Source organism: Sphingosinithalassobacter sp. CS137, from assembly GCF_014334115.1.
GTDB lineage: Bacteria > Pseudomonadota > Alphaproteobacteria > Sphingomonadales > Sphingomonadaceae > Sphingomonas.
Window position 1 is genome coordinate 1,704,599 of record NZ_CP060494.1, and the last position, 25,543, is coordinate 1,730,141.

General features: G+C 68.7%; 21 protein-coding genes and 1 tRNA gene. 14 read left to right on the forward strand and 8 right to left on the reverse strand.

The window, feature by feature from the left end; translation table 11 throughout:
- The first annotated feature begins 40 nt into the window (after positions 1-40).
- Positions 41-304 carry a GlsB/YeaQ/YmgE family stress response membrane protein gene (locus H7V21_RS08405; RefSeq protein ID WP_188053081.1) on the forward strand — a complete coding sequence of 88 codons (264 nt, stop codon included), beginning with the start codon at positions 41-43 and terminating at the stop codon, positions 302-304.
- 69 nt (positions 305-373) lie between these two features.
- On the opposite strand, the gene H7V21_RS08410 is transcribed toward H7V21_RS08405, so the two are convergent.
- Both H7V21_RS08410 and H7V21_RS08415 read right to left on the reverse strand, forming a co-directional pair.
- Positions 374-1,102, reverse strand: a complete 729-nt coding sequence (locus H7V21_RS08410) for an SIMPL domain-containing protein (protein WP_188053082.1) — start codon at positions 1,100-1,102, stop codon at positions 374-376.
- 82 nt (positions 1,103-1,184) lie between these two features.
- The gene (locus H7V21_RS08415) at positions 1,185-1,445 is read right to left on the reverse strand and encodes a GlsB/YeaQ/YmgE family stress response membrane protein (RefSeq protein WP_188053083.1); all 261 of its coding nucleotides are present in this window, start codon (positions 1,443-1,445) and stop codon (positions 1,185-1,187) included.
- A 227-nt stretch (positions 1,446-1,672) separates the two neighbouring features.
- On the opposite strand from H7V21_RS08415, the gene H7V21_RS08420 reads away from it, so the two are divergent.
- From H7V21_RS08420 to H7V21_RS08430, 3 genes are read left to right on the forward strand one after another with little or no spacing between them, the layout of a single operon-like run.
- On the forward strand, positions 1,673-2,881 hold the full coding sequence (locus tag H7V21_RS08420) for an efflux RND transporter periplasmic adaptor subunit (protein WP_188053084.1): 1,209 nt from the start codon (positions 1,673-1,675) through the stop codon (positions 2,879-2,881).
- The gene (locus tag H7V21_RS08425; protein WP_188053085.1) at positions 2,878-6,012 is read left to right on the forward strand and encodes an efflux RND transporter permease subunit; all 3,135 of its coding nucleotides are present in this window, start codon (positions 2,878-2,880) and stop codon (positions 6,010-6,012) included. Before H7V21_RS08420 ends, H7V21_RS08425 begins: the two co-directional genes overlap by 4 nt.
- A gap of 31 nt (positions 6,013-6,043) precedes the next feature.
- The gene (locus H7V21_RS08430; RefSeq protein ID WP_188053086.1) at positions 6,044-7,309 is read left to right on the forward strand and encodes a DUF445 domain-containing protein; all 1,266 of its coding nucleotides are present in this window, start codon (positions 6,044-6,046) and stop codon (positions 7,307-7,309) included.
- On the opposite strand, the gene H7V21_RS08435 is transcribed toward H7V21_RS08430, so the two are convergent.
- On the reverse strand, positions 7,306-7,989 hold the full coding sequence (locus tag H7V21_RS08435) for an HAD family hydrolase (RefSeq protein WP_188053087.1): 684 nt from the start codon (positions 7,987-7,989) through the stop codon (positions 7,306-7,308). The two genes, H7V21_RS08430 and H7V21_RS08435, sit on opposite strands and share 4 nt — an antisense overlap.
- 61 nt (positions 7,990-8,050) lie before the next feature.
- On the opposite strand from H7V21_RS08435, the gene H7V21_RS08440 reads away from it, so the two are divergent.
- The 4 genes from H7V21_RS08440 to H7V21_RS08455 are packed head-to-tail and all read left to right on the forward strand — an operon-like array spanning position 8,051 to position 11,523.
- Positions 8,051-9,163, forward strand: a complete 1,113-nt coding sequence (locus H7V21_RS08440) for an ABC transporter permease (RefSeq protein WP_188053088.1) — start codon at positions 8,051-8,053, stop codon at positions 9,161-9,163.
- A complete protein-coding gene (locus H7V21_RS08445) occupies positions 9,160-9,957 on the forward strand; it encodes an ABC transporter ATP-binding protein (RefSeq protein WP_188053089.1) in 798 nt (265 codons plus the stop codon). Before H7V21_RS08440 ends, H7V21_RS08445 begins: the two co-directional genes overlap by 4 nt.
- A gap of 7 nt (positions 9,958-9,964) precedes the next feature.
- Complete coding sequence (locus tag H7V21_RS08450) at positions 9,965-10,933, forward strand: MlaD family protein (protein WP_188053090.1); 969 nt, start codon at positions 9,965-9,967, stop codon at positions 10,931-10,933.
- An 8-nt stretch (positions 10,934-10,941) separates the two neighbouring features.
- On the forward strand, positions 10,942-11,523 hold the full coding sequence (locus tag H7V21_RS08455) for an ABC-type transport auxiliary lipoprotein family protein (protein ID WP_188053091.1): 582 nt from the start codon (positions 10,942-10,944) through the stop codon (positions 11,521-11,523).
- 15 nt (positions 11,524-11,538) lie between these two features.
- Here H7V21_RS08455 and H7V21_RS08460 read toward each other — a convergent pair whose 3' ends face one another.
- Positions 11,539-12,438: a peptidylprolyl isomerase gene (locus H7V21_RS08460; protein WP_316714636.1), complete on the reverse strand. Its 900-nt coding sequence runs from the start codon at positions 12,436-12,438 to the stop codon at positions 11,539-11,541.
- Between the two features lie 74 nt (positions 12,439-12,512).
- Between H7V21_RS08460 and H7V21_RS08465 the strand changes: the two genes are divergently transcribed.
- Positions 12,513-12,603, forward strand: a tRNA-Ser gene (locus H7V21_RS08465).
- 229 nt (positions 12,604-12,832) lie between these two features.
- On the opposite strand, the gene adhP is transcribed toward H7V21_RS08465, so the two are convergent.
- The 4 genes from adhP to H7V21_RS08485 form a co-directional block, all read right to left on the reverse strand.
- Positions 12,833-13,858 carry an alcohol dehydrogenase AdhP gene (gene adhP, locus H7V21_RS08470; protein WP_262503778.1) on the reverse strand — a complete coding sequence of 342 codons (1,026 nt, stop codon included), beginning with the start codon at positions 13,856-13,858 and terminating at the stop codon, positions 12,833-12,835.
- An 85-nt stretch (positions 13,859-13,943) separates the two neighbouring features.
- Positions 13,944-14,903, reverse strand: coding sequence for a L,D-transpeptidase family protein (locus H7V21_RS08475; protein WP_188053092.1), 960 nt, complete (start codon positions 14,901-14,903; stop codon positions 13,944-13,946).
- Entirely contained in the window at positions 14,900-15,496 is a 597-nt protein-coding gene (locus H7V21_RS08480; RefSeq protein WP_188053093.1) for an NAD(P)H-dependent oxidoreductase, read from the reverse strand. Before H7V21_RS08480 ends, H7V21_RS08475 begins: the two co-directional genes overlap by 4 nt.
- A gap of 1 nt (position 15,497) precedes the next feature.
- Positions 15,498-18,167 (reverse strand): bifunctional acetate--CoA ligase family protein/GNAT family N-acetyltransferase, encoded by a 2,670-nt coding sequence (locus H7V21_RS08485; RefSeq protein ID WP_188053094.1) that lies wholly within the window; start codon positions 18,165-18,167, stop codon positions 15,498-15,500.
- A 407-nt stretch (positions 18,168-18,574) separates the two neighbouring features.
- Between H7V21_RS08485 and H7V21_RS08490 the strand changes: the two genes are divergently transcribed.
- The 5 genes from H7V21_RS08490 (at position 18,575) to H7V21_RS08510 (ending at position 25,536) form a co-directional block, all read left to right on the forward strand.
- Positions 18,575-21,166, forward strand: coding sequence for a cation-translocating P-type ATPase (locus tag H7V21_RS08490; RefSeq protein WP_188053095.1), 2,592 nt, complete (start codon positions 18,575-18,577; stop codon positions 21,164-21,166).
- Positions 21,167-21,375: 209 nt separating this feature from the next.
- Entirely contained in the window at positions 21,376-22,473 is a 1,098-nt protein-coding gene (locus H7V21_RS08495; protein WP_188053096.1) for an ABC transporter ATP-binding protein, read from the forward strand.
- Complete coding sequence (locus H7V21_RS08500; protein WP_262503779.1) at positions 22,473-23,396, forward strand: carbohydrate ABC transporter permease; 924 nt, start codon at positions 22,473-22,475, stop codon at positions 23,394-23,396. The genes H7V21_RS08495 and H7V21_RS08500 overlap by 1 nt, the downstream gene beginning before the upstream one ends.
- Positions 23,393-24,220: a carbohydrate ABC transporter permease gene (locus tag H7V21_RS08505; RefSeq protein ID WP_188053097.1), complete on the forward strand. Its 828-nt coding sequence runs from the start codon at positions 23,393-23,395 to the stop codon at positions 24,218-24,220. Before H7V21_RS08500 ends, H7V21_RS08505 begins: the two co-directional genes overlap by 4 nt.
- A complete protein-coding gene (locus H7V21_RS08510) occupies positions 24,217-25,536 on the forward strand; it encodes an extracellular solute-binding protein (RefSeq protein WP_188053098.1) in 1,320 nt (439 codons plus the stop codon). The genes H7V21_RS08505 and H7V21_RS08510 overlap by 4 nt, the downstream gene beginning before the upstream one ends.
- The last annotated feature ends 7 nt before the right edge of the window (positions 25,537-25,543 follow it).

Below are 25,543 nucleotides of genomic sequence, written 5' to 3' on the forward strand. Positions count from 1 at the left end.
ATCTCCGGAACGTACCGGAGGTGAAACGGAGGGACCTCGAATGGATCTCGTTGGCATTATCGTCTGGCTGATCGTCGGCGGCGTCGTCGGCTGGCTCGCATCGCTCGTCATGCGCACCGATGCGCAGCAAGGCATCTTCCTCAACATCGTCGTGGGCATCGTCGGCGCCTTCATCGGCGGCTGGCTCTTCTCGAGCGCCGACATCAACGACGGCATCACCGTGGGCACGTTCCTCGTCTCGCTGGTGGGCGCGATCATCCTGCTCGCGATCGTCAATCTGGTGCGCCGCGGTTCGCTGCGCTGAACCGGATCGTACGGCCGCTCCGGCGGAACAGAAAAAAGGGGTCGCCCGCCGGGCGGCCCCTTTCTCGTTTCACTTCAGCAGGAAGCGGAAGGTGAGCGTGACGGTAACGTCCTGCTCGCCCGGCACGATCGCGGTATCGGCCGATTCGCTCTGCGCGCGGGCGGAGACCATCATCGGCGGCTGCGGCCCCGCTCCCTCCATCGTTTCCGAGATCGAGACGATGCGGTCGACCGACAGGCCGGCGGCGCTGGCATAGAGCTGCGCGCGGGCGGCGGCGCGGGCAACCGCGTCGCGGCGCGCCTCGTCGAGCGCGGCGGCCGGATCGTCGAGCGAGAGGCTGGGCCCGTTGATGTTGTTCGCGCCCTCGCGCACCAGCACGTCGAGGATCGATCCGCTCTTCGCGACGTCGCGGAAGCGCACCGAGACCATGTTCACCGCCTGATAGCCGGTGATGACCGGCGGCTCATTCTCCTGATAGCGATATTGCGGGTTGAGCTGGATGCTCGCCGTCTGGATGTCGCGCTCGGCAACTCCGGCCCGGCGGAGCGCGGCGAGTACCCGCTCCATGCGCGCACTGTTCTGGGCGAGCGCCTCGGCCGCGGTGGCGGCCTGGGTCGTCACGCCTGCGCGGATCGTGGCGAGATCCGGAGTGCGCGTCGTGCGCCCCTCGGCCACTACCGTCAGCAGCGTGCCGTCGTGCGGCATCATGTGCATCGGCGCGGGCATGTTCTGCGCCGCGGCGGGCGCCGTCAGCCCGAGCATCGCGACGCCGGCCGAAACCATCAATAGGCTACGCATTGTCTGTCTCCCGAATAGCGAAGGTCCCGCGGGCGGGACGAACCGCACGCGGGACCATGGACGCGAGCGCCTGTCGCGCCGATTAAGCGCGGCGGGCCATCACCAGGCGATAGAGCGCGAGAAGGATGATCGCGCCCACCGTGGCGGCGGCATAGTTTTCCCAGCCGCTGTCGAGCGCCAGACCCATCGACCGCGCGATGAAGCCGGCGAGCAGCGCACCGGCGATGCCGATCAGGATCGTGACGATGATGCCGCCCGGATCCTTGCCCGGCATGATGAGCTTGCCGAGGACGCCGGCGACGAGGCCGATCAGAAGCCAGCCGATCAGAGTGCGTTCTTCCATGGGTTCCTCCCGTTGCGGCCCGTTCCCGCGAGCCGCGGCCGAGCGTCGCGCGATGACGCCCGGGATGCAACCGTTTCTTGGCGGAAACGATCCCAGGACTTGCGAAAAACCGCGGTCGCGGGCAAGCGCCGACCATTGCGACAAACGACCGTTGCGGTCGGTGACTTATTCTTCTAATACAGCGTTTCGATGGCGTGCCCCGCGGGGCCGAGCAGAGATATGCGCAGATGAATTACGAGGCGAAGATGTTCGGTGAAGACGAGCGCGCGGCACTTCCGGGCGAGGAGCGGCGCCGTTCGCGCCGCTGGTGGATCCTCGGTGGCATCGCGGCGATCGCAATCCTCATCGTCGCCTTTCTCGCGTTTGGCAGCGGTTCGGGCGAAACGGCCGAGAAGGCCGGAGCGCCGGGCGCAGCGGCTGGCGGCAACGAGGGGCAGATGCCGACGATCACCGTCGCCGTTCCGGGGCGCCAGACGATTCAGCGGATCGTTTCGGGCACCGGTTCGCTCGCCGCGCGCCGCGAGATGCCGGTGGGCGTCGCCGGCGAAGGCGGCCGGGTGACTCGCGTGCTCGTCGAGCCGGGCGACTGGGTCCGCGAGGGCGAAGTGCTCGCGACCGTCGACCGTTCGGTACAGGAGCAGACGATCGACTCGCTCGAGGCGCAGGTGCGCGTGGCGCAGGCCGACGCAGAACTCGCCCAGTCCGAACTCGACCGGGCGCAGCAGCTCGTCGGCCGCGGATTCATTTCGCAGGCCGATCTGGAGCGCAAGACCGCGACTCGCGACGCGGCGCGTGCGCGCGTCAACGTCGCGCAGGCGCAGCTTCAGGAAGCGCGCGCGCGCAATCGCCGGCTCGACATCCGCGCGCCTGCCGCGGGCCTGGTGCTGTCGCGCGACGTCGAGCCGGGCCAGATCGTGAGCCCCGGCAGCGGCACGCTGTTCCGCGTCGCGATGGGCGGCCAGATGGAGATGCGCGCCCAGCTTTCCGAAGAGGATCTGCACCGGCTGAACGTCGGCGCGCCCGCCCGCGTGTCGCCGGTGGGCATCGAGGAGGAGTTTGCCGGCGAAGTGTGGCAGGTGTCGCCCGTCATCGATCCGCAGACCCGCCAGGGCATCGCCCGCATCGCGCTTTCCTATGATCCGGCGCTGCGCCCCGGCGGCTTCGCGACCGCGCGGATCGTCGCGGGCGCCACCGTGGCGCCGCTGCTGCCGCAGTCGGCCATCCAGAGCGACGCGAGCGGCAACTATGTCTATATTCTCAACGAGAACGACCAGGCGGTGCGCCGGCCGGTGACCACGGGCGAAGTTTCGGACGAGGGCGTCGCGATCACCGGCGGCCTGAGCGGCACCGAACGCGTCGTCCTTTCCGCCGGCGCCTTCCTCAACGAGGGGCAGCGCGTGATCCCCAACCTCACGACCCTGCAGGCGCCAGAATGAACTTCCGCAACATCTCGGCCTGGGCGATCCGCAACCCGGTTCCGCCGCTCGTCCTCTTCTTCGCTCTGACCCTGGCGGGCATCGTCAGCTTCGCGCGCATGGACGTGAACAACGAGCCGGACATCGACTTCCCGGTCGTGTGGGTGTCGATCAGCCAGCCCGGCGCCGCGCCGAGCGAGCTCGAAACCCAGATCACCCAGCGCGTCGAGGCGGCGGTGCGCAGCCTGCCCGGTATCGACCAGATCGAATCGACGATCACCGAAGGCAATTCGCAGACGATCGTGCAGCTCGACATCGGCACGCCGATCGACCGGGCGGTGAACGACGTGCGCGAAGCGGTGTCGCAGATCCGCGGCGACCTGCCCGACGGCATCCTCGAGCCGCAGGTCGGGCGCGTGAACACCACCGACAACGAGCTTGCGAGCTTCACTGCGATCGCCACCGACATGACGATCGAGGATCTGAGCTGGTACGTCGACAACACGGTCGCCAAGGAACTGCTGTCGATCGAAGGCCTGGCGAGCGTGGATCGCATCGGCGGCGTCGATCGCGAGATTCGCGTGATCCTCGATCCGGCCAAGCTCCAGTCGCTGGGCATCACCGCAAGCCAGGTGAACCAGCAGCTGCGCCAGGTAAATCTCGATGCCGCCGGCGGCCGCGCCGAGATTTCGGGCGCCGAACAATCGGTGCGCGTGCTGGGCAATGCGCAATCGGCGTTCGCCCTCGGGCAGACCCAGATCGCAGTGGGCGGCGGCCGCACCGTGCGGCTCGATTCGATCGCGCAGGTCCGCGACCTTTATGCCGAACAGCGCTCGCTGGCCGAGTGGAACGGGCAGCAGGTGCTCGCATTCGACATCTCGCGCGCCAAGGGCGCGTCGGACGTCGCCGTGTTCGAGCAGGTCGAAGCGAAGCTGCAGGAGCTGGAGGAGCGCAATCCCGACGTGCGCTACGAGATCCTGTTCAACAGCGTCGAATATACCGAAGAGCAATATGAAAGCGCGATCGCCGCACTGGTCGAAGGCGCGGTGCTGGCCGTCATCGTCGTGTTCCTGTTCCTGCGCGACTGGCGAGCGACGCTGATCTCGGCACTTGCGATCCCGCTGTCGGCGATCCCGACCTTCTGGTTCATGGACATGCTGGGCTTCACCCTCAACCAGATGACGCTGCTCGCGCTCAGCCTGGTGGCGGGCGTGCTCGTCGACGATGCGATCGTGGAGATCGAGAACATCGTGCGCCACATGCGCATGGGCAAATCGGCCTATCAGGCGTCGATCGACGCCGCCGACGAGATCGGCGTCGCCGTGGTGGCGACCACCATGTCGATCGTCGCGGTGTTCCTGCCCGTCGGCCTGATGCCCGGCGTTTCGGGGCAGTTCTTCAAGAATTTCGGCCTGACGGTGGTCGCGGCGGTGCTGATGAGCCTTGCCGTGGCGCGCATGCTCACGCCGATGATCGCGGCCTATTTCCTGAAGGCGCACGGCCACGCCGTCCACGGCGAAGGCCGGATGATGGACGTGTACATGAAGATCCTGCGCTGGACGCTGCGCCACCGCTGGTCGGCCGTGGTGGGCGGCGCGGCGGCGCTGCTGGCGACGGTCGCCTGCATCATGGCGCTGCCGATGACGTTTCAGCCGCAGGAGGACCGCGACAGTTCGACCGCCACGATCGAGATGGTGCCGGGCACCACGCTCGAACAGACCGATGCAGTGGTGAATCGAGTCGATGCGTTGCTGCGCGACCATCCGCTGGTCGAGAACACCTATTCGCGCACCTATGTGGGCAATGGCCGCGTGGTCGCGATGCTCAAGGACGATCGCGAGATGTCGAGCACGCAGTTCGAGCGCAGCCTCGCGCCCGAGCTGAACAAGATCGCCGACGCCCGGGTGGGCTTTCAGTCGCAGCAGGGCTGGGGCGGCAGCGGCCGCGACATCACGATCACCCTGGGCGGCGAGGACCCGGTGCTGCTGAACGAAACCGCCGTGAAGCTGGTGCGCGAGATGGCGCAGCTCGACACGCTGGTGGCTCCGCGCATCGCCGGCGATCTGCAGCGGCCCGAGATCGTCATCAAGCCGCGGCTCGACCTGGCGGCGAACCTGGGCGTGACGACGGCTGCGCTTTCGAGTGCGATCCGCATCGCGACGCTGGGCGACATCGACCAGAACAGCGCTCGCTTCTCGCTCAGCGATCGGCAGATCCCGATCCGCGTCGCCCTGTCCGAAGACGCGCGCGAGCAGCTTTCGACGATCCAGAACCTGCCGGTGCCGACCCAGAGCGGCGGCTCGGTTCCGCTCAGCCTGGTGGCCGATATCGAATTCGGCGCTGGCCCGACTCGAATCCAGCGGCTCAACCAGCAGCGTCGCCTCGTGGTCGGCGCCGATCTGGCGCCGGGCATCGTGAGCGGCGTGGCGATGGAGCAGATCCGCAAGCTGCCGACGATGCGCGACCTGCCGCTCGGCGTGAACGAGCTGGTGGTCGGTTCGGCCAAGTGGCAGGCGGAAATGCTCAACAACTTCACCGTCGCGGTGATTTCGGGCGTGTTCCTGGTCTTCGCGGTGCTGGTGCTGCTGTATCGCCGCTTCATGTCGCCGCTGGTGAACATGGGATCGCTGCTGCTCGCGCCGCTGGGCGGACTGGTGGCGCTGCTCATCACCGGGCATCCGCTGTCGATGCCGGTGTTCATCGGCATCCTGATGCTGCTCGGCATCGTCGCGAAGAACTCGATCCTGCTGATCGACTTCGCGCTCGAGGAAATGGCCAAGGGAGTCGACAAGTTCAGTGCGATCCTCGACGCGGGCCACAAGCGCGCCCAGCCGATCGTGATGACCACCGTCGCGATGGTCGCGGGCATGGTGCCCACCGCCCTGTCGCTTTCGGGGGACTCGTCGTGGCGCGCACCGATGGGCATCACCGTGATCGGCGGCCTGATCCTGTCGACGATCCTGACGCTGCTGATCGTCCCGGCGAGCTTCAGCCTGGCGGTGGGCATCGAGCGGCGGCTGGGCAAGGGGCTGGCGCGGCGGCTGCTGACCTATCGCCCCGGCGACGAAGAGAGCGGCACGGCGATCGAGCATCGCCCGGGCGGCCATATCGACTATCGCCCGGGAGAAGACGGGCCGCAGCCCGCCGAGTGAACCTCTCGACCGCTTCGGGGATTGGGCGGGCATGACATTGCTCGCCCGAACGCCCCGAGGCCGCGAGGCCCCGCCCCCCGGCCTGATCCGCATGCGCTGGATCGCCACCGGCCTGCTGGTCGCGATGGCGGCGACCTTTCTGATCGCCGGGCGCTACGACGAGGCCTATCCCTGGGTCGGCTTCGTCCGCGCCTTTGCCGAGGCGGCGATGGTGGGCGGGCTGGCCGACTGGTTCGCCGTCACGGCGCTGTTCCGCCACCCGCTGGGACTGCCGATCCCGCACACGGCGATCATCCCGCGCAACAAGGACCGGATCGCGACCACCCTCGCCGCGTTCCTGCGCGACAATTTTCTCACGCCCGGCGTGGTCGCGCGGCGCATGGCGCGGATGGACGTGGCGGGCGCGGCGGGACGCTGGCTGTCCGATCCGAGCGGCGGGCGCAGCCGCGTGCAGGCCGGCGCGGCACGGCTGTTCGCCGACATGCTCGAGGCGCTCGACCAGGACCGGCTGGGCGGGATGACCAAGCGCGCGCTGGGCGGCCAGCTGCGCACCCTGAACGTCGCGCCGCTGCTGGGCCGCGCGCTCGAGGCGGCGATGGCCGAGGACCGGCACCTGCCGCTGCTCGACGGGATCATCCGCTGGGCGGCGCGGGTGCTGGAGGCCAACGAGCATCTGATCCGCGACATGGTGCACCAGCGCGCGGGCACGATCCTGCGCTGGACCGGCCTCGACGAGCGGCTCTCCAACGCGATCATCGACGGGCTGGCGAAGCTCATCACCGAAATGGCCGAGGATCCGCGCCACCCGCTGCGCGCCAAGGCCGAGGAAGGCATGGCACGGCTCGCGTTCGATCTGCAGTTCGATCCCGAGACCCAGGAGAAGGTCGAGCGGTTCAAGGCCGAGCTGCTCGACAATCCGGCGCTCGACCGCTGGTGGATGGGCGTGTGGGAATCGGCGCGCGCGGCGATGCTGCGGATGGCCCGCAACCCCGAGGCGGCGTTCAAGGGCGAGCTGGGCGCGGCGCTGCGCCAGCTGGGCGAGACGCTCGAGCGCGACGCGGGGCTTCGCGCGACGGTCAATCGCTTCGTCCGCCGCAGCGCCGTGGGCATCACCGCCGATCATGGTGATGCGATCGTCCGGCTGGTGTCCGACACGGTGCGCAGCTGGGACGCCGAGACGATCACCGGCCGGCTGGAGAACAGCGTCGGCCGCGACCTTCAGTATATCCGGATCAACGGCACGCTGGTGGGCGGGCTCGTCGGCGTCGCCATCCACACGCTCGAGGTACTGCTCTAATCCGCGCCGCCGTGCCAATCGAGCAGGGGCCATCCGCGCTGCCGTGCCAGCCGCCGCAGCGGCTCGTGTGCGTTGACCGCGAACGGCTCGTCGGCCCAGCCGAGCAGCGGCGCATCGGAGACATGGTCCGAATAGGCGCGGACATGCGCCTCGCCCCGACCGATGCCCTGCGCTTCGAGCCATTTCTCGACCAGGCGGAGCTTTGCCGGGCCGTAGCAGTTCTCCCCTTCGATCAGGGAGAGCACATGGCCGTCCACATTGCGCCGCGCATCGGTGGCGATCACATCGTCGAACCCGAGCCGCGCGGCGATCGCGGCGGCATAATAACGATGCGAGGCAGTGGCGAGCACGAGCCGGTAACCGGCGGCGCGATCGGCGGCGATCCGCTTGCGCGCACCGGCCAGAACGCCGCGCGCCACGACGGTCTCGGCGAAGGCGTCCCCCAGCCCCTCCAGCGCCTCGGGCGACAGCGCCCGGCCGATCAGCAGCCGGTGAGTAGCCTGTTTGAGCCCCGCCCTGTCGAGCAGCCGCAGCAGATAGCCGACGCTGGCCAGACCGGCGAGCGGCAGCAGCCCGAGCCGCCACGGCGCATGCGAGCGCGCGGCGTGAATCAGGAAGCGCGTCCAGGTGGGGGCGCGCGTGATCGTCTTGTCCATATCGTAGATCGCAAGGTACCGCATTGAGACAGGGTGGCGCGTCACCGCTTGCCGATCCAGCACAAATCCACCAAGGATGGCTTCCATGACCGCATCGGCCGATTTCGAGCCAGTTGAGACCGGCGGCGGCACGACCCTCCGCTTCACCGGCGCCTTGTCGCTCGCGCGGCTGGGCGACGTGGCGAACCGGCTGCGCGGCTATACGGGCGCGGCCGATCGCGTCGACCTCCAGGAGGTCGAGCGCATCGACACGGTCGGCGCCTGGTTGATCCACGAATTCGCGAGCGATCGCGGCATTCCGATCGAGGGTCTGTCGGCCGATCAGCAGCGGCTGCTCGAGCGTGTCGGCGAAGCTGCGGACCAGCCGGTGGCGCTGCCCGCCCGCACCCACAATCCGTTCACGCGGATCGTGGCCGAAACCGGCGAGGCAGTAGTGACCGCGGGGCAGACGCTGCTGGGCCTGCTCGGCTTCATGGGCGCGACGGTGATCGCCTTCTGGAACGTCGCGACTCACCCGCGCCGGTTCCGCTTCAACGCCACGGTCCACCGGTTCGAGGTCGTCGGCGTTTCCGCGCTCGGCATCATCGGGCTGATGAGCTTCCTGATCGGCATCGTCATCGCGCAGCAGGGCGCGGTGCAGCTGCGCCAGTTCGGCGCGGAAGTGTTCACGATCAACCTGGTCGGGCGGATCACGATCCGAGAGCTGGGCGTGCTGATGACCGCGATCATGGTCGCCGGCCGTTCGGGATCGGCCTTCGCCGCGCAGATCGGCACGATGAAGCTGACCGAGGAAGTCGACGCGATGCGCACCATCGGCGTGTCGCCGATGGAGGCGCTGGTGGTGCCGCGCACGCTGGCGGCGGTGCTGATGATGCCGCTGCTCGCCTTCTACGCCTCGCTGATCGCGATCATCGGGGGCGGCCTGCTCTGCTGGGTGTCGCTCGACATCCCGCCGGTCACCTTCGTCCAGCGCATCCGCGAAGTCGTGCCGATCACCGATCTGTGGGTGGGGCTGATCAAGGCGCCCGTGTTCGGTGCGATCATCGCGATCGCCGGCTGCTTCCAGGGGATGCTGGTCGAGGCCGACGCCGAGCAGGTCGGCAAGCGCACCACCGCCGCCGTCGTCCAGGCGATCTTCCTGGTGATCGTGCTCGACGCCTTCTTCGCCATCTTCTTCAGCGAGATCGGCTGGATATGAGCAAGGAAGCGGTCATTTCGGTGCGCGGCCTGCGCAACAGCTTCGGCGACCAGGTGGTGCACGAGAATCTCGATCTCGACGTCTATCGCGGCGAGATCCTGGGCATCGTCGGCGGGTCCGGCACCGGCAAGTCGGTGCTGATGCGTTCGATCATCGGCCTGCAGAACCCCGACGAAGGCGAAATCCGCGTGTTCGGCGAAGACACGCGGGACAGCGATCCAACCGAGCAAGTGGAAGTGCGCAAGCGCTGGGGCGTGTTATTCCAGGGCGGCGCACTCTTCTCCACCCTCACCGTTTCGGAAAACGTCCAGGTGCCGATCCGCGAATTCTATCGCGGCATGGACCCGGCGATGATGCAGGAGATCGCCGCCTATAAGGTGGTGATGACCGGGCTTCCCGCCGATGCCGGGCCGAAATATCCCTCCGAGCTCTCCGGCGGCATGCGCAAGCGCGCCGGGCTCGCGCGTGCGCTGGCGCTCGATCCCGAGCTGCTGTTCCTCGACGAGCCCACGGCGGGGCTGGACCCGGTGGGCGCCGCCGCGTTCGACGAACAGACGCGCTCGCTTCAGCGCACGCTGGGGCTCACCGTGTTCCTGATCACCCATGATCTCGACACGCTGCACGCGATCTGCGACCGCGTGGCGGTGCTCGCGGACAAGCGCGTGATCGCGGTCGGCACCATCGACGAACTCCTCGCGTTGGATCATCCGTGGATTCAGGAGTATTTCAACGGACCACGCGGCCGCGCGGCGGTCGCGAGCGCGCAGCGGTCGAGCGCGACGGGGAACAGGTGAGGGACTGATGGAAACACGATCCAACCATGTGCTGGTCGGGGCAGTCACGCTGATCCTGCTCGCCGTGCTCGCATTGTTCATCGTCTGGCTCGCGCGGCTGGGCGGCGGCGATTCGCGCGAATATGACATCTTCTTCAAACAGGCGATCGACGGCATCAATCCCGGCTCGCCCGTCGCCTTTTCGGGCGTGCCGGCCGGACAGGTGAAGAACATCGCCTTCTGGGCGCCCGATCCGCAGTTCGTGCGCGTGCGCATCAGCGTGAACCCCGATGTGCCGATCCTCGAAGGTACTACGGCGAGCATCGAGGGAATCGGCTTCACCGGCGTGAGCCAGATCCAGCTCGACGGCGCGATCAAGGGCGCCCCGCCGATCGATTGCCCCGAAAGCGAGGCGGCGGCGGCATGCCCGCTGGGCGTGCCGGTGATCCCCACCAAGACCGGCGGGCTCGGCGCGATCCTCAATTCGGCGCCGCAGCTTCTCGAGCGCCTCTCGACGCTGACCGAGCGGCTGACCGAGCTGCTGGGCGACCGCAACCAGGCCTCGATCGCCGGCATCCTCGCCAACACCAATCGCCTGACCGACGCACTGGCCGATCGCGGACCCGAGATGGCGGCGACGATCGCCGAGATGCGCAACGCCGTGCAGCAGGTGGGCGCCGCCGCCGACGAGATCGGTTCGCTGGCGAACACCACCGAGCGCGTCGTCGACACCAGCGTCGAGCCGGCGATGGAAAATCTCAACGAGGCCGTGCTCGCCGCCAAGCAGAGCATGGAGAATCTGGATGCCGCCATCGCCGACGCGCGGCCCGGCGTTCAGGCATTCTCGCAGCGTACGGTGCCCGAGGCGGGGCAGCTGATCCAGGACCTGCGCCGCACCGCGATCGCGCTGGCCGAGATTTCCGAGCGCATCGAACAGGGCGGCGCCGGATCGCTGATCGCGCCGCAGCGTCTTCCCGATTACGAACCCGAGGAATGAGAGCCGTGATGAAGAAGCTGCTTCCCGCCGCCGCGCTGCTCCCGCTGGCCGCCTGCATCAAATTCGGTTCCGAGCCGCCGGCATCGCTGCTGACGATCCGCCCGGCGGCCGAGCTGCCCATCGGCGAGACGCGCAGTTCGGGAACCGCGCCCGCGATCACCATTGCCGTGCCCAGCGTGCCGCAGGAGCTGTCGACCACGCGCATCCCGGTGCATTCGACCGCGACGACGCTCGCCTATGTCAAGGACGCGCAATGGGTGGAGCAGCCGGGGCGGATGTTCGCGCGCGTGCTTTCCGACACGATCGCGGCGCGCACCGGCCGCGTCGTGCTGAGCGCGCGCCAGTCGCTCACCGATCCCGGCGCGGTGCTGACCGGCGAGCTTCGCAGCTTCGGCGTCGACGCGCGTACGCAACAGGCCGTGGTGGTCTATGACGCATCGCTGATGCGCGACGCGGCCACCGCGTTCGAGAAGCGCCGGTTCGAGGCGCGGGTGCCGATCGCGCAGGTCGCCGCGCGGCCGGTCGCCGACGCGCTCGACAGCGCGGCCAATCAGGTGGCGGCCGAAGTCGCCGAATGGGTCGGCAGCTGACCCGCGCCGCCGCGATCAGCGCAGACGGCGCGTTTCGGGCATCAGATTGCAGATATCGGCGCCGCCCGCCGGCACGGTGAAGAACGGCGGCGTGCGGCTTTCGCGCGAGCGCACCCAGGCCGCGAAGCGCGGATTGTCGGTCGTGCGATAGGCGAAGCGCGGACGCTCGTCGGCAGGAAGCTGGCTCGCCAGCCGCACCGACAGGATCGGCGTGCGCTCGCCCTCGGTGCGATAGACTCCCATCTCCCCCGTGCCGCGCGGCAGGCTGGAGAGATGCTCCATCCCCTCGATGACGCGGCCGACGAGCGCGATGTTGCGATCGAGGTGGCGCGGCGCATGGCCGATCACCGTGTAGAGCGCCGAACCGTCTCCCGTGTCGGGAGCGAGATTGCGCGCCACGCCGACCATTCCGTAGCAATGGGTGAGCCACGCGCGCTCGCCGTCGCCGCCCAGCGGCCAGCCGTCGGCGCTGTGTCCGGTGGCCGCGGCATAGGGATCGGGCCGCGCAAGCTCGGTCACGCGATTGCTGCCGGGCCAGTCATATTCCGCCGGCAGCCGCCGCAACACTTCGGGCGGCAACGGCTTCTCCTCGCTCGCATCGCCCCATTGCGCGACATAATTGTCCTGGACCCGATAGACGCTGGTGCCGTCCCACCAGTTCGCCTGAGCAAGCTTGCGGATGTTCGCGACATGCGCCGGGGCATAGCCGGGGGCGAGGCGGATGAAGACCTGGCGCCCGCCATCGAGCGTCATCACCAGCAGCTCGTCATCGGGCAGCACCGCCCAATCCTCGGCGACCGCGGCGGTGGCGGCGTCCTGGGGCGCGACTGTCGCCGGCGGGGCGAGCAGCGCGAACAGCGCGGAAATCGGCATCAGCATGCCCGCGAGCGTGACACGCGCGAGCGGAGCGCGCAATGGCGTTCAGCGCCCGACCGCCGCTTGCACCGCGCCGGGCGAGGCAGTAAGGCCACGAGCCTTCCAGTGCATGCGGAGCGGTGGCCGAGTGGTCGAAGGCGCTCGCCTGGAAAGTGAGTATACGGCAAAACCGTATCGAGGGTTCGAATCCCTCCCGCTCCGCCAGAACCCATTCGAGCGAACAAGTACGAACGCCTGCGGCGCGGTTCGACCGTACGGTGCTCAACCTTTGGCGAGCCACCAGCTAGGATGCCGGCGCAGCGGCGGGCCTGGGCGTCCGCGGGACGGCAGCGATCGGGCCGGTCCAACGTTCAGCCCCTATCCAGCGCCCCGGATCGGCGACGGTCTCCCACCTTGGAAAAGGCGGTTGGGCGATGCCCGCGGCAACCGCTCCCTAGAGCAGCGACAGCACGACTCTTCCCTCGACTTTCCCGCCGGCGAGCGCGGCAAGGACCTCGTTCACCTCCTCGAGCGGCGCAGTCGCGGTGTGCGCCTTCACCTTGCCTTCGCCGGCGAAGGCGATCGCCTCGGCGAGGTCGTGGCGCGTGCCGACGATCGATCCGCGGATCGTCACGCGCTTCAGAACCACGTCGAAGATCGGCGTCGGAAAATCTCCGGGCGGGAGCCCGACGAGGCTCACGGTGCCGCGCCGCCGCGTCATGTCGATCGCCTGGCGGAATGCGGGAACCGACGGCGCCGTGACGAGCACGCCGTGCGCGCCGCCGTCCGTTTCCTGCCGCACCTGCCGGACGGCGTCCTCGTCGCGCGCGTTCACCGCCACATCGGCGCCCAGGCTGCGCGCCAGCTCCAGTTGCGGTTCGGAAACGTCGACCGCCGCGACGTGAAACCCCATCGCCTTGGCATATTGCACGGCGACATGGCCGAGCCCGCCGATCCCGGAGATGACGACCCATTGCCCCGGGCGCGCCTCGGTTTCCTTGAGCCCCTTGTAGGTCGTCACGCCCGCGCAGAGGATCGGCGCCATCGCGACGAAATCGGGACGGTCGGGCAGGCGCCCCACATAGTCGGCGGGTGCGATCACATAGTCGGCATAGCCGCCGTCGACGCTGTAGCCGGTATTGTGCTGTGCCTCGCAGAGCGTTTCCCAGCCGGTGCCGCAATGTTCGCAATGGCCGCACGCATCGTGCAGCCACGGCACACCGACGGGATCGCCTTCCTTCACGCCGGTGACCTCGCGCCCGACGGCGGCGACATAGCCCACCGCCTCGTGCCCCGGCACGAAGGGCGGATTCGGCTTCACCGGCCAGTCGCCGTTGGCGGCATGGAGATCGGTGTGGCACACGCCGCTGGCGACGACTCGAACCAGAACGTCGCGGGGCCCCGGCTCGGGGATCGGCCGTTCCTCGATCACGAGCGGTGCGCCGAATTTCCGAACGACCGCTGCCCGCATGGTGCCCATATCGTGCCCTCCGTCAGATGATCCGTTCATGCGCAGGATATGCAGCAAACCTATGCCACGCGGTTTGCGAACAGCATTGGGAGTTCTACGGATCGGCCGTCGGCGCTTCGGCATCGAGCAGCGCCTCGATGCCGGCGGGAGGCGCCGAACGCAGCGAATCATTGGTGACGATCACCGTCGCTCCGGGGTGGAGGATCGCGAGCAGCCGCTGACGAAACCCCTCCGACACCTCGAACTGATCCCCGCGCAGGCCAGGCTCCGCCCTATCGTCCTGGCCCGGCAGGGCGAGGCGCAGCCACTGCATCCCGTCCGCATCCTGCGATTGCAGCGCGAAGAGCATCGGCTGTGCGACCGGCGCCGCGATTTCGACCGACGCCCGGCCGATCGGTATGCCGTTGCGCAGCACCGTCACTTCGCGATCGGCAGTGCTGACCAGCACCGAGACCGGTCCGTCGGGCGCACGCTCCGGAGTCCAGCTGAACGGCGCGTTCCCCGCCGAGCCGATCCCGGCGAATGCCGAGTCGGGCGCGAGCAGCGGCGCCTGTTCTTGATCCACGACCGCCACCGTCATCCCGATGCGGGTCGCGCCGAACAGCAGCCGCGCGAATTCGTGCGGCAGGCGGATGCAGCCGTGCGAAGCCGGATAGCCCGGCAGATGTCCGCCGTGTAGGGCAACGCCGCCCCAGGTGAGCCGCTGCATGAACGGCATCGGCGCGTTGTCGTAGAGGTTCGAGAAGTGGCGCTCGCGCTTCTGGAGAATGGTGAAGACGCCGAGCGGCGTCTCATGGCCTTCCCTGCCGGTCGAAACGGTGGAGACGCCGATCGGCACGCCGTTGCGATAGACCACCGCGCGCTGGCTACGCACGTTGACGATCAGCAGCACCGGACCCTCCGGCGCGACCTCGGGCATCCAGAGGAACTCGCCCGGCTGCAACGCCTCGACGGTTTCCATCACCGTGGGCGCGTCGAGCGACTGGGCCGCGGCGATCCCCGGAGCGCAGGCCGCCAGCGCGCCTGCCGCGAGACCAAGAAGCGCCCGTTTCATTCGGCGCGGCCGCCCAGATCGAACAGATGGTCGAGCCACTGCGCGCGCTGTTCGGCGCTGTCCTCCACGCCGCCGAGCAGCGTGTGCGACACCGGGCGGACTCCGGCGAGCTTGAGGATGTTGCGCTCGAAGCTCTTCACCGAATGCGCGCCGAAATAGGAGCGGTAGAACAGCGCGGGCATCCCCATCGTGACGACGAGCCGCGCCGAACGGCCCTTGAGAAGCCCCACCGGGCCCCTGTGCCCCTCCTGTTCGCCGATCGCGAATCCGGGCCGCGCCACTTGTTCGAGAAATCCCTTGAGCAGCGCGGGAACGTCGCCGAGCCACAGCGGATAGAGAATGACGAGATGCTCGGCCCAGCCGATCGCCTCCTGCGCGGCGACGACGTCCGGCACGGGGGCGGCATCCTTCCAGTCCGCCGCGTTGCGCAGCAGCGGGAAGTCCATCGTCGCAATGTCGATCCGGCGCACCGCATGGCCCGCATCGGCAGCGCCGGCGGCATAGGCGTCCGCCAGCGCATGGACGAAGCGGGCGCGATCCGGGTCGGGGTGGCCGTCGATCACCACGATCCTGCGGGTTGCCGGATCCGACATCTCAGGCAGCTCCCGCGGGCGTGCGCAGCACCTTGCGCACGAGCGTCTCGGCCGGGTTCTCCGGGCAGGGATGCGCCGTGAAGCCCATTTCGCGCTCGAGCGCGAGCGCGGCGTGGTTCTCGCTGCTCTCGAGCGATTCGACCCTCTCGATTCGCTCCGCTTCGGCATAGCGGAGCACATGTTCCATCAGCGTCCAGCTGACTCCCTTGTGCTTCCAGCCCTCGCGTACCGAAAGGGCGAGCTCGGCATTCGACCGGTCGGATTCGGCGATCAGCATCGCGCTGGCGACCAATGTCTCCCCCGCAAAGGCAAGGAAATGCATCGCACGGCGATAATCGATCTGAGTCATCGCGGCGATCTGGTCACGCCGGACGTGGCGGACCGCAGTGAGGAAGCGGAAGCGCAGATCCTGCGCATCGACATGCTCGAAAAAGTCGGCGAGCACCGCTTCGTCGGCGGGGACGACCGGGCGGACGTGCAGCGCGGTGCCGTCGCGCGTGGCGAGATCGGCCGTCCACTCGCTCGGCACCGGGCGGATCGCGAGCTTCGCCTCGGTGCCCGGCGCGGTGAGACCGACCCGCGCGTCGAGCGCCAGCACGCCATCGCTGCCGACGAGCAGCGGGTTGATGTCGAGCTCGGCGATCTCGGGGAAATCGGCGACCAGCGTGGAGACCGCCTGGAGCACGCGCACCACGCCGTCGATGTCCGCTGCGGGAACATCGCGATAACCGGCGAGCAGCGCCGCGATCCGCGTGCGCGCCAGCATGTCGCGGGCAAGCGCGGCATCGAGCGGCGGCAGCCCCAGCGCGCGATCGTTCAGCACTTCGACCGCCTTGCCCCCGGCGCCGACCGCCAGGACCGGCCCGAATGCCGGATCGGCCGCAATCCCGACCAGCAGCTCATATTTGCCGACGGTGTCGACCATCGGCTCGGCTTCGAAGCCGAGCAGCTGCGCATCGGGATGGTCGCGCGCGATGCGCGCCGCCATCTCCTCGGCCGCCCTGGTCGCGGCGCGCGAATCGGGCAGGTTCAGCGCCACGCCTCCGACGTCGGACTTATGCGTGAGCTGGGGGCTCACGATCTTGAGCACATAGGGCGGACGCATCGAACCGCAGGCGTCGGCGACCGCCCCGGCGCCGGTCGCGAACACCGGCTGCACCACGGGCACGCCCAGCGCGGCGAGCAGCTGCTTGGCCTCGCCGGCCGAAAGCGTCGTGCGCCCTTCCGCGCGCGCGCCGTGGATCACCGCTTGCACCGCGTCGCGATCGGCCGCGGCGACGGCACCGGCCGCGGGCGTGCGCAACAGCGCCTCGCGGGCGTTGCGCGCCGCCACCATCGCGCCGAACCCCTGCACCGCCTCATCCAGATTATCGAACAGCGGCACATCGGCCGCATCGAAACGCGGCCGCGCATGATCGGCATTGCCCGCTCCGAGCCAGCAACCGATCACCGGCTTGTTTCGCGGAAAATCCTCGGCCGAGACGCGCGCGAGCACCGCATCGGCGATGCCGACGCCGTTCGCCACCGCGGTCGGGCAATGCATGACGAGCAGCGCATCGACCGCCGGATCGGCCGCCGCGGCATCGACGGCCGCCGCGAACCGGTCCGCGCGCGCATCGCCGACGACGTCGATCGGATTGGCGCGCGACCAGCTGGCCGGCAGCGCGGGATCGAGCCGCGCGACCGTTTCCGGAGAAAGGCTGGCCAGCGCGCCCTCGGTCTTCGCCAGCGCATCGGCCGCGAGCACTCCCGCGCCGCCGCCGTTGGTGACGATCGCCAGCCGATTGCCCGGCACCGGGCGCTTGCGGGCAAGCACCTGCGCGGCGCCGAACAGCCCGGTAAGTGTCTCGACGGGCACGATCCCGGCGCGGCGGAACGCGGCCTGGTACACGTCCCAGGATCCCGCCAGCGCGCCGGTGTGCGACATCGCCGCGCGCCCGGCCGCGTCGGTGCGCCCGGCCTTGAGCGCGATCACCGGCTTGACGCGCGACGCCGCGCGCGCCGCCGACATGAATTTGGCGGCATCGCCGATGCTCTCGACGTAGAGCGCGATCGCTTCGGTGCGCGCGTCGGCGGCGAACAGATCGATCAGATCGGCGAAATCGACGTCGGCTCCGTCGCCGAGCGAGACGATGCCGGAAAAGCCGACGTGGCGCTCGGCGGCCCAATCGATCATCGACGTCACCAGCGCCCCGCTTTGCGACAGCAATGCCAGCCCGCCCGCCGGCGCGCCGCGCTGCGCGAAAGAGGCGTTCACGCCCGCGTGCGGCATCAGCACGCCCAGGCAGTTCGGGCCGATGATGCGCAGGCCGTGGCTGTGCGCCGCGTCGAGCATCGCCTGCCGCAGCTCCGGATCGTGCAGCCCGGCCGAGATCACCACCGCCAGCCGCGTTCCCTTCGCGCCGAGTTCGGCGATGATGTCCGGCACGGTCGGCGCCGGAGTCGCGATCACCGCCAGCTCCGGTGCGATCGGAAGCTCCGCGATCGAGGGCACCCACCAGTCGTCGTCCAGCTCGATCGGGTTGGGATTGACCGCGAACACCGGGCCATCGAGCCGCGCGTCCAGTGCATTTTCCAGGACCCGCTGGCCGATCGTTCCCGCGCGGCTCGATGCGCCGACGATGGCGATGCTGCGGGGCCCGAGAAGCCGGTCGAGATTGTGAATGGTCATGCGCTGTTCTCCGCGGTGTACGAACCCGAGGGCGGACGGCGCCGAGATGCCTGCAAGGACGCGGCGGACCTATGCGGGATGTTCCGTAGTCCTCCGGAAGAATACCGATTCAGTGCGCTGTGCCCCGCCAATAGCGTTGGCGATGTCGATTCCGACGGGGAGAAGTCCGATACCGGTCAACCGCGATGCGACGCGCAGGTTCATGGCAACGGCGACTCCACTGGCTTCGCCGCGCAAGCGACAGGCTGTGCGCGAACTTCGGCCGGACGGCTGCGCGCGCAGGCTTCTTCGGCGGCGGACCGGTTCCGCGGCCGAACGAGTCGAGAGCGGCCGCACGATCGCAGTCGTCGCAGAGTGAAGGCATGACGCCAGCGTCGGCTTTGCCGCAAGGCGCCTCCCCGCGCACAGTGTACGTCAGCGGCGGGCCTGCCCCAGCTTGGCACGCACTGCCGCCGGCGGAATGCCTCGCGCGGCTCGATGCGCACAGCAGCGGGCTCGACGCCGGCGAGGTGCGAAGCCGCCGCGAACGCGACGGCGCCAACACCCTTCCCCAAGCGGCCCGATCCTCGCCGCTGATCCTGCTGCTTCGCCAGTTCCGCAGCCCGCTCATCTATCTGCTGCTTGGCGCGGCGACGTTTTCGCTGGCGATCGGCCATGCGGGCGACGCGGGCTTCATCTTCGCCATATTGCTGCTCAACGCGCTGATCGGCGCGGTGCAGGAAGGCCGCGCCGGAGCCGCCGCCCAGGCGCTGGAAGCGATGGTCAAGCAGACCGCGCGCGTCCGGCGGGCGGGGCGCACCGGCGTGGTGGACGCCGCCGATCTGGTGGCGGGCGACATCTTGCTCCTCGAATCGGGCGACCGCATTTCCGCCGACGCACGCCTGCTCGACAGCCGCGGCCTCCATGTCGACGAATCGCTGCTCACCGGCGAAGCGCTGCCGGTCGCGAAGGACGCAGGCGCGCGAACCGGAGCGGACACCCCCGCCGCCGACCGCGTAACGATGGCGCACGCCGGCACCATGGTGGTGGAGGGGCGCGCCACGGCGCTCGTCGTGGCGATTGGAGAGAACACTCAGATCGGCGCGATCGGCACCGCGCTGGCATCGGCGCGCGCGGTGCCGCCGCCGCTCGTCGTCTATCTCGAGCGCCTGTCGCGGCAGATCGCCGTGGCCACGGTCCTGCTCATCCTGCTGCTCGGCATCGCGATGGCGGCGCGCGGCGCCGGTGTCTACGACATCCTCCTGCTCGCCGTCGCGCTGGCGGTCTCGGCGATTCCCGAGGGGCTACCGATCGCAGTGACGGTGACGCTCGCCGCCGCCACGAGCCGCATGGCCAAACGCAATGTGATCGTGCGGACGCTTCCGGCAGTAGAAGGGCTCGGCGCCTGTACCCTGATCGCGACCGACAAGACCGGCACGTTGACGCGCAACGAACTGAGTGTCGAGGCCGTGCTGCTTCCGGACGGGGTGCGCATCGATCGCCCCGGCTGGTGCGACGTCTTCGATCGGCTCGAGCCGATCGCGCGCGCGGCGGTGCTGTGCAACGAGGCCGAGCGCACCGCCGGCGGCGAGCCGGTGGGCGACAGCGTCGACGTGGCGCTGCTGCGTTTCGGCGGAGATGTCGGCATCGACGGCGAGGGCGCGGTGCGCGAGGCGCTGTTCGCCTATGAGCCGGTCAATCGCTTCGCCAGCGCCGCGGTGCGCGTGAACGAGCGAACGATCGTCTACGCCAAGGGCGCGGTCGAGACGGTGGCGGGAATGTGCGACCACGCCGACCCGGCGCTGATCGCCGCGGCGGAACGATTGGCGGGCGACGGCTTCCGAGTCCTCGCGCTCGCGGGACGCGACGTGGCGAGGCTCGACGAGTGCGCGCTTTCCGCGCCTTCGGGGCTTGCGCTGCTCGGCTGCGTGGCGCTGCTCGATCCGCTGCGCGACGAAGCGATCGAAGCGGTGCGCCAGTGCCGCGGCGCGGGCATCGACGTGCGGATGGTGACCGGCGACCATCCCGCCACCGCGCGCACGATCGCGCGCCAGCTCGGCCTCGACATTCGCGAGGGCGCAGTCGTCACCGGTGCCGATCTGCGCGCGCTGGAGCACGACCCGGCCGCATTCGACGCGCGCGTGGCGGCGGCGAAGGTCTTCGCGCGCACCGAGCCCGCGCAGAAACTACGCATCGTGGAGACGCTGCAGCGCGCCGGGCATTTCGTCGCGGTGACCGGCGACGGCGTCAACGACGCGCCGGCGCTCCAGGCGGCGCAGATCGGCGTCGCAATGGGGCGCGGCGGCACCGATGTGGCGCGCGGCGCCTCCGACCTGATCCTGACGGACGATAATTTCGCCTCGATCGTCGCCGGAGTCGAGGAAGGCCGGATCACCTTCGCGAACCTGCGCAAGATCGTGATCTTCCTGCTCGCCTCCGCGATCGCGGAGATCGGCATGTTCCTTGGCGCGGTGCTGGTCGGCCTGCCGATGCCGCTCACCGCGGTGCAGCTTCTCTGGAGCAATCTGGTCACCAATGGAGTGCAGGACGTGGGACTCGCCTTTGGCCGCGGCGAGGGCGACGAGCTCACGCGCCCGCCACGCGGCGCGGGCAACCGTCTGCTCGCCAGACGCGCGCTGACGCTGATGATCGCGCCCGCGCTCGCGATGGCGGTGGCCGCGCTGCTGCTGTTCGAGTGGCAGCTCGATCGCGGGAAGACCCTCGCCGAGGCGCAGAACGCCGTGCTGCTCGCCACGGTGCTGTTCCAGAACGTCTTCGTGCTGTCGATGCGGAGCGAGCGTCGACCAATCTGGCGGACACCGATTGTCGCCAACCCCCTGCTCGCGCTCGGCGTCGCCGCGGCGCTGCTTCTGCACCTCGGCGCGATGACGCTGCCGTTCCTGCAGGAAATTCTGGGAACGGGACTTCCCGACGCGCCGATGCTCCTGCTCTGCGGGGCCATTGCGGGACTGGTTCTCCTCGTATCCGAAGCGACCAAGGCGGTGCTGAAGCGCCGCTGATCGCCTCCGGCACGCAAACACTGCAGTGGCGGCTGGTTCGGGACCGAGCCGCGCAGCAGATTCGGCCTCACGGCACCCGACTTTTCCCGGGATCGCACCGTCGCAACCGACATGTTCGAGAAGAACCTGCCTCATGCGCCTGCATCTCGCATTGACAGGCGTTCGCCGCCCGATCAAATACTCAGACAAATATAAGAGTGGAGGATGGCTTGTCGGGTGTCACCCTGACGAATGTCAGCAAGGCCTATGGCGCCGTGCAGGTGATCGATCGCCTGTCGCTCGACATCGAATCCGGCGAGTTCATCGTCTTTCTGGGCCCGTCGGGCTGCGGCAAGTCGACGCTGCTGCGGATGATCGCAGGACTGGAAACCGTCGATTCGGGCGAAATCCACATCGGCACGCGGCGTGTCGACCCGCTGCCGCCCGGCGCGCGCGGGATCGCCATGGTGTTCCAGCATTACGCGCTCTACCCGCACATGACGGTGCGCGAGAATATGGCGTTCGGGCTGCGCAACGCGGGCGTGGCATCGGACGAGATCGACCGGCGCACGCAAGCCGCTGCCGAAAGCCTCGAGATCGGCGCGCTGCTGGATCGCAAGCCCGGACAGCTTTCGGGCGGCCAGCGCCAGCGCGTGGCGATCGCGCGCGCGATCGTGAAGGAGCCCGAGCTGTTCCTTCTCGACGAGCCGCTGTCGAACCTCGACGCGGCGCTGCGGGTCCGTACCCGGCTCGAACTGGCGCAGCTTCACCAGCGGCTGCGCACCACCACCATCTTCGTCACGCACGACCAGGTCGAGGCGATGACGCTCGCCGACCGGATCGTCGTGCTCAATGCCGGCGGCATCGAGCAGATCGGCACGCCGATGGACATTTATCTGCGGCCGCGCACGCGCTTCGTCGCCACCTTCGTCGGCTCACCGACGATCAACCTGCTGCCCGCTACGCTGAGCCCTGCCTCGAACGGAGTGGCCCGTGTGCGGCTACCCGACGGCAGCGAGCTGGAGACTGGGGTGCCCACCGCGGCTTTGGGCGACACCTCCGAACTGACGCTGGGGCTGCGTGCCGAATGCGTCCGCATCGCCGATCCGCAGTCCGCGCGGCTGCGCGGCACTGCCCGCGTGGTCGAGCGGCTGGGCGAGCGCACACTGGTCCATGTCGCGCTTCCCGACGGCACGATGCTGGTGGCCGAGGACAGCGGCGTTTCGCAGGTCCGCGCCGGAGATGCCGTGGGACTCGCGGTCGAGGGCGGCGCGGCGCATCTGTTCGATCGCGACGGCATCGGCCATCATCCGGCGGCCGCGCACTAGTGGCCAACAGCTTCTCGGAACCGACGGCCCCGCTGCCGGCCGCATCGCTTCGCCGCCTGCCCTGGCCGGCGACCTGGGATCACGCGCTGTTCGTGCTGCCCTATCTCGCGGTGTTCGTGCTGATGCTGGTGGTGCCGCTAGCAATGGGCATCGGGCTTTCGACCACCAAGGGCGATCTGTTCGGCATCGAGGAATGGGTGGGGCTCGCCAATTTCATCCGGCTGTTCGGCGATCCGATCTTCCTCGAAACGGTGTGGAACACCTTCTATTTCGTGCTGCTGACGGTGCCCGCACTGGCGATCCTGGGGCTCGCGCTGGCGCTGGTGCTCAATCGCCAGACGCGTTGGGCGGCCGTGCTGCGCACCATCTTCTTCGCGTCGACCGTGCTGTCGGTCACGGTCGTCACGCTGGTCTGGCGGCTGGTGTTCCTGCCCGACAGCGGCCTTCTGGGAGTGCTCGCCGAAAGCGTGGGCGCCACGCCGATCGCCTTCCTCAACGACGAGGATCTTGCCATGCCGGCGATCGCAGTCACCACCATCTGGTGGTGCATCGGCCTGCCGATGGTGCTGTTCCTCGCCGCGCTCCAGCAGGTGCCGCGCGACCTCTACGAAGCCGCCGCGCTCGACAATGCCTCGCGCTGGACGACGCTGACGAAGATCACGCTTCCGGCGATCCGCCGCACCTTCGTGCTCGTCATCATCATCGAGATCATCCTGCAGTTCCAGCTGTTCGGCCAACCGCAGCTGATGACGCTGGGCGGCCCCAACAACGCCACCCGCCCGATCGTGCTCTTCATCTACGAAGCCGGCTGGCGGCAATGGGAGCTGGGCTATGCCGCCGCCGCGGCGCAGGTGCTGTTCGTGATGATCCTGCTCGCCGCGATGGCGCAATATTGGGTATCCAGCCGGAAGGACGGTCAATGAGCCGCCCCGGCACGAACAGTCGCATCGCGATCCTTCTGGTCGTGCTCGCCGCGGTGCTGATGCTGGTCCCGCTGCTCTGGGTGCTGGCGCTGTCGCTCAAGGCCAATGCCGAGCTGATGACCGACACCAATTCGGTGTTCCGCGGCCCCTATACGCTGGAGAATTACCGCACGCTGTTGGGCGATGGCCAGGTGTTCCGCTGGATCGGCAACAGCCTGATCGTCTCGCTGGGGATGACGGCGGGCGTGCTGATCCTCTCGTCGCTCGCCGGCTACGGCTTTTCGCGGCTGGAGTTTCCCGGCCGCAACGTCCTGTTCGTGGTCGTGCTGCTCGGCCTCGCCGTGCCCGAACAGGCCGTGATCATCGCGCGGCACCAGATGTTCAGCTGGGCCGAGCTGCACAACAGCTATATCGCGCTGATCCTGCCCGGCCTGTCAGCGCCGTTCGGCGTGTTCCTGATGACGCAATATTTCCGCGCCATTCCCAAGGACATCGACGAGGCGGCGCTGCTCGACGGCGCATCGCGCTTCCGCATCTTCTGGAAGCTGCTGCTGCCGCTCACGATTCCGGCTCAGGCGACGCTGGGGATCTTCACCTTTCTCTCCGCGTGGAACGACTATTGGTGGCCGCTCGTGTCGGCGACCGACAAGGACATGTTCACGCTGACCGTCGGCATCGCCTCGACCCAGATGAATTTCGCCCAGACCGAAGGGCTCGGCTTCCTGATGGCACAGGCGGTGTTCGCCGGATTGCCGATCCTGATCGTCTATCTCTTCTTCCAGAAATATATCGTTCAGGCAGTGGCGGGAGCGGCAGGACGATGAAGATGCGCGCCACCCTCGCCGGCATCGCCGCGCTGCTGCTCGCCGCCTGCTCGGGCGATCCCGACCCGCAGCGCACCGAACTGCGACTCCAGCGCTTCTTCGGCGCGTGCGAGGCGGAATATGGCCGGATGACCGATATTTCGAAGGCCGAGGGCGAGTGCGGGATCATGACCGCACTCATCAATCGGTTCGAAGCCGAGAACCCCGACATCGAGGTGGTCGAGAACATCGTCTTCTGGCCCGGCTACGACCAGCTGACCGCGCAGCTTGCCGCCAACGACGCCCCCGATCTGGTGACGATGCACGGATCGGTGATCGCCGATTATCAGGCGCGCGGACTGCTCGAGCCGCTGGGCGACAGCCTTGCGCGGTTCGGCGTGCCGCCCGCCGCGTTCACCGAGGCGGCACGCACGGCGGTGACGATCGACGGCACGGTGTGGGGCATGCCGATCGACACCTGGGCGCCGCTCTGGCACATCAACATGAACCTGTTCCGCGAGGCGGGGCTGGTCCGCCCCGACGGCTCGCCGATCCTCCCCTCCTCGCCCGAGGAGCTGTACGAACAGGCCGCGCAGTTCCGCGAGCGCACGGGCAAGCCCTATTTCGTGCAGGGCACCGCCAACGAATACGCCGCCTTCGCGCGCAACTTCTATACCTTCGTCATGCAGCAGGGCGGCACGCTCTACAGCGGCCCGCGCGAGGCGGATTTCACCACGCCGGAGGCACGACGGGCGCTCGAGCTGTTCAAGACCATCCATGACCGGAATCTGACGACCAAGAACCAGGATTACAGCGCGGCCGTATCGGGGTTTCTCAACGGCGACGGCGGCGTGTTCCTGGTCGGCACCTGGATGGTCGGCACGTTCAATGCCGAGGCGCAGACCGAAGGACGGCCGCTTTCCGGCGGCTATGCCGTGCGCCCCTATCCCAGCCTGTTCTCCGAGGACGTGACCTTCGCCGACGGGCACAATTGGGTGATGCCCGCCGACGACGAGCGGACGCCGGCCGAGCGCGACGCGGCACTGCGCTTCCTGAAATTCTTCGCCGAACAGGATGGCGAATGGGCGCGCACCGGCCATCTGCCCGCATTTCAGGCAGTGATCGACAGCCCGCAGTGGCGCGCCCTGCCCCATCGCGCGGAGCTTGCCAGCCTGGCCGAGAACGCGCGGCCGCTGCGCAAGGATCTGCGCCGCCAGTTTCCGATCGAAACGATCGTCGGTCAGGAAGCCGCCGCCGCCATTTCCGGCGCCAAGCCGATCGACCGGGCGCTCGCCGACATGGAGCGGCGGGTGAACGCCATTCTCCAGAACCTGTAGGATTCAA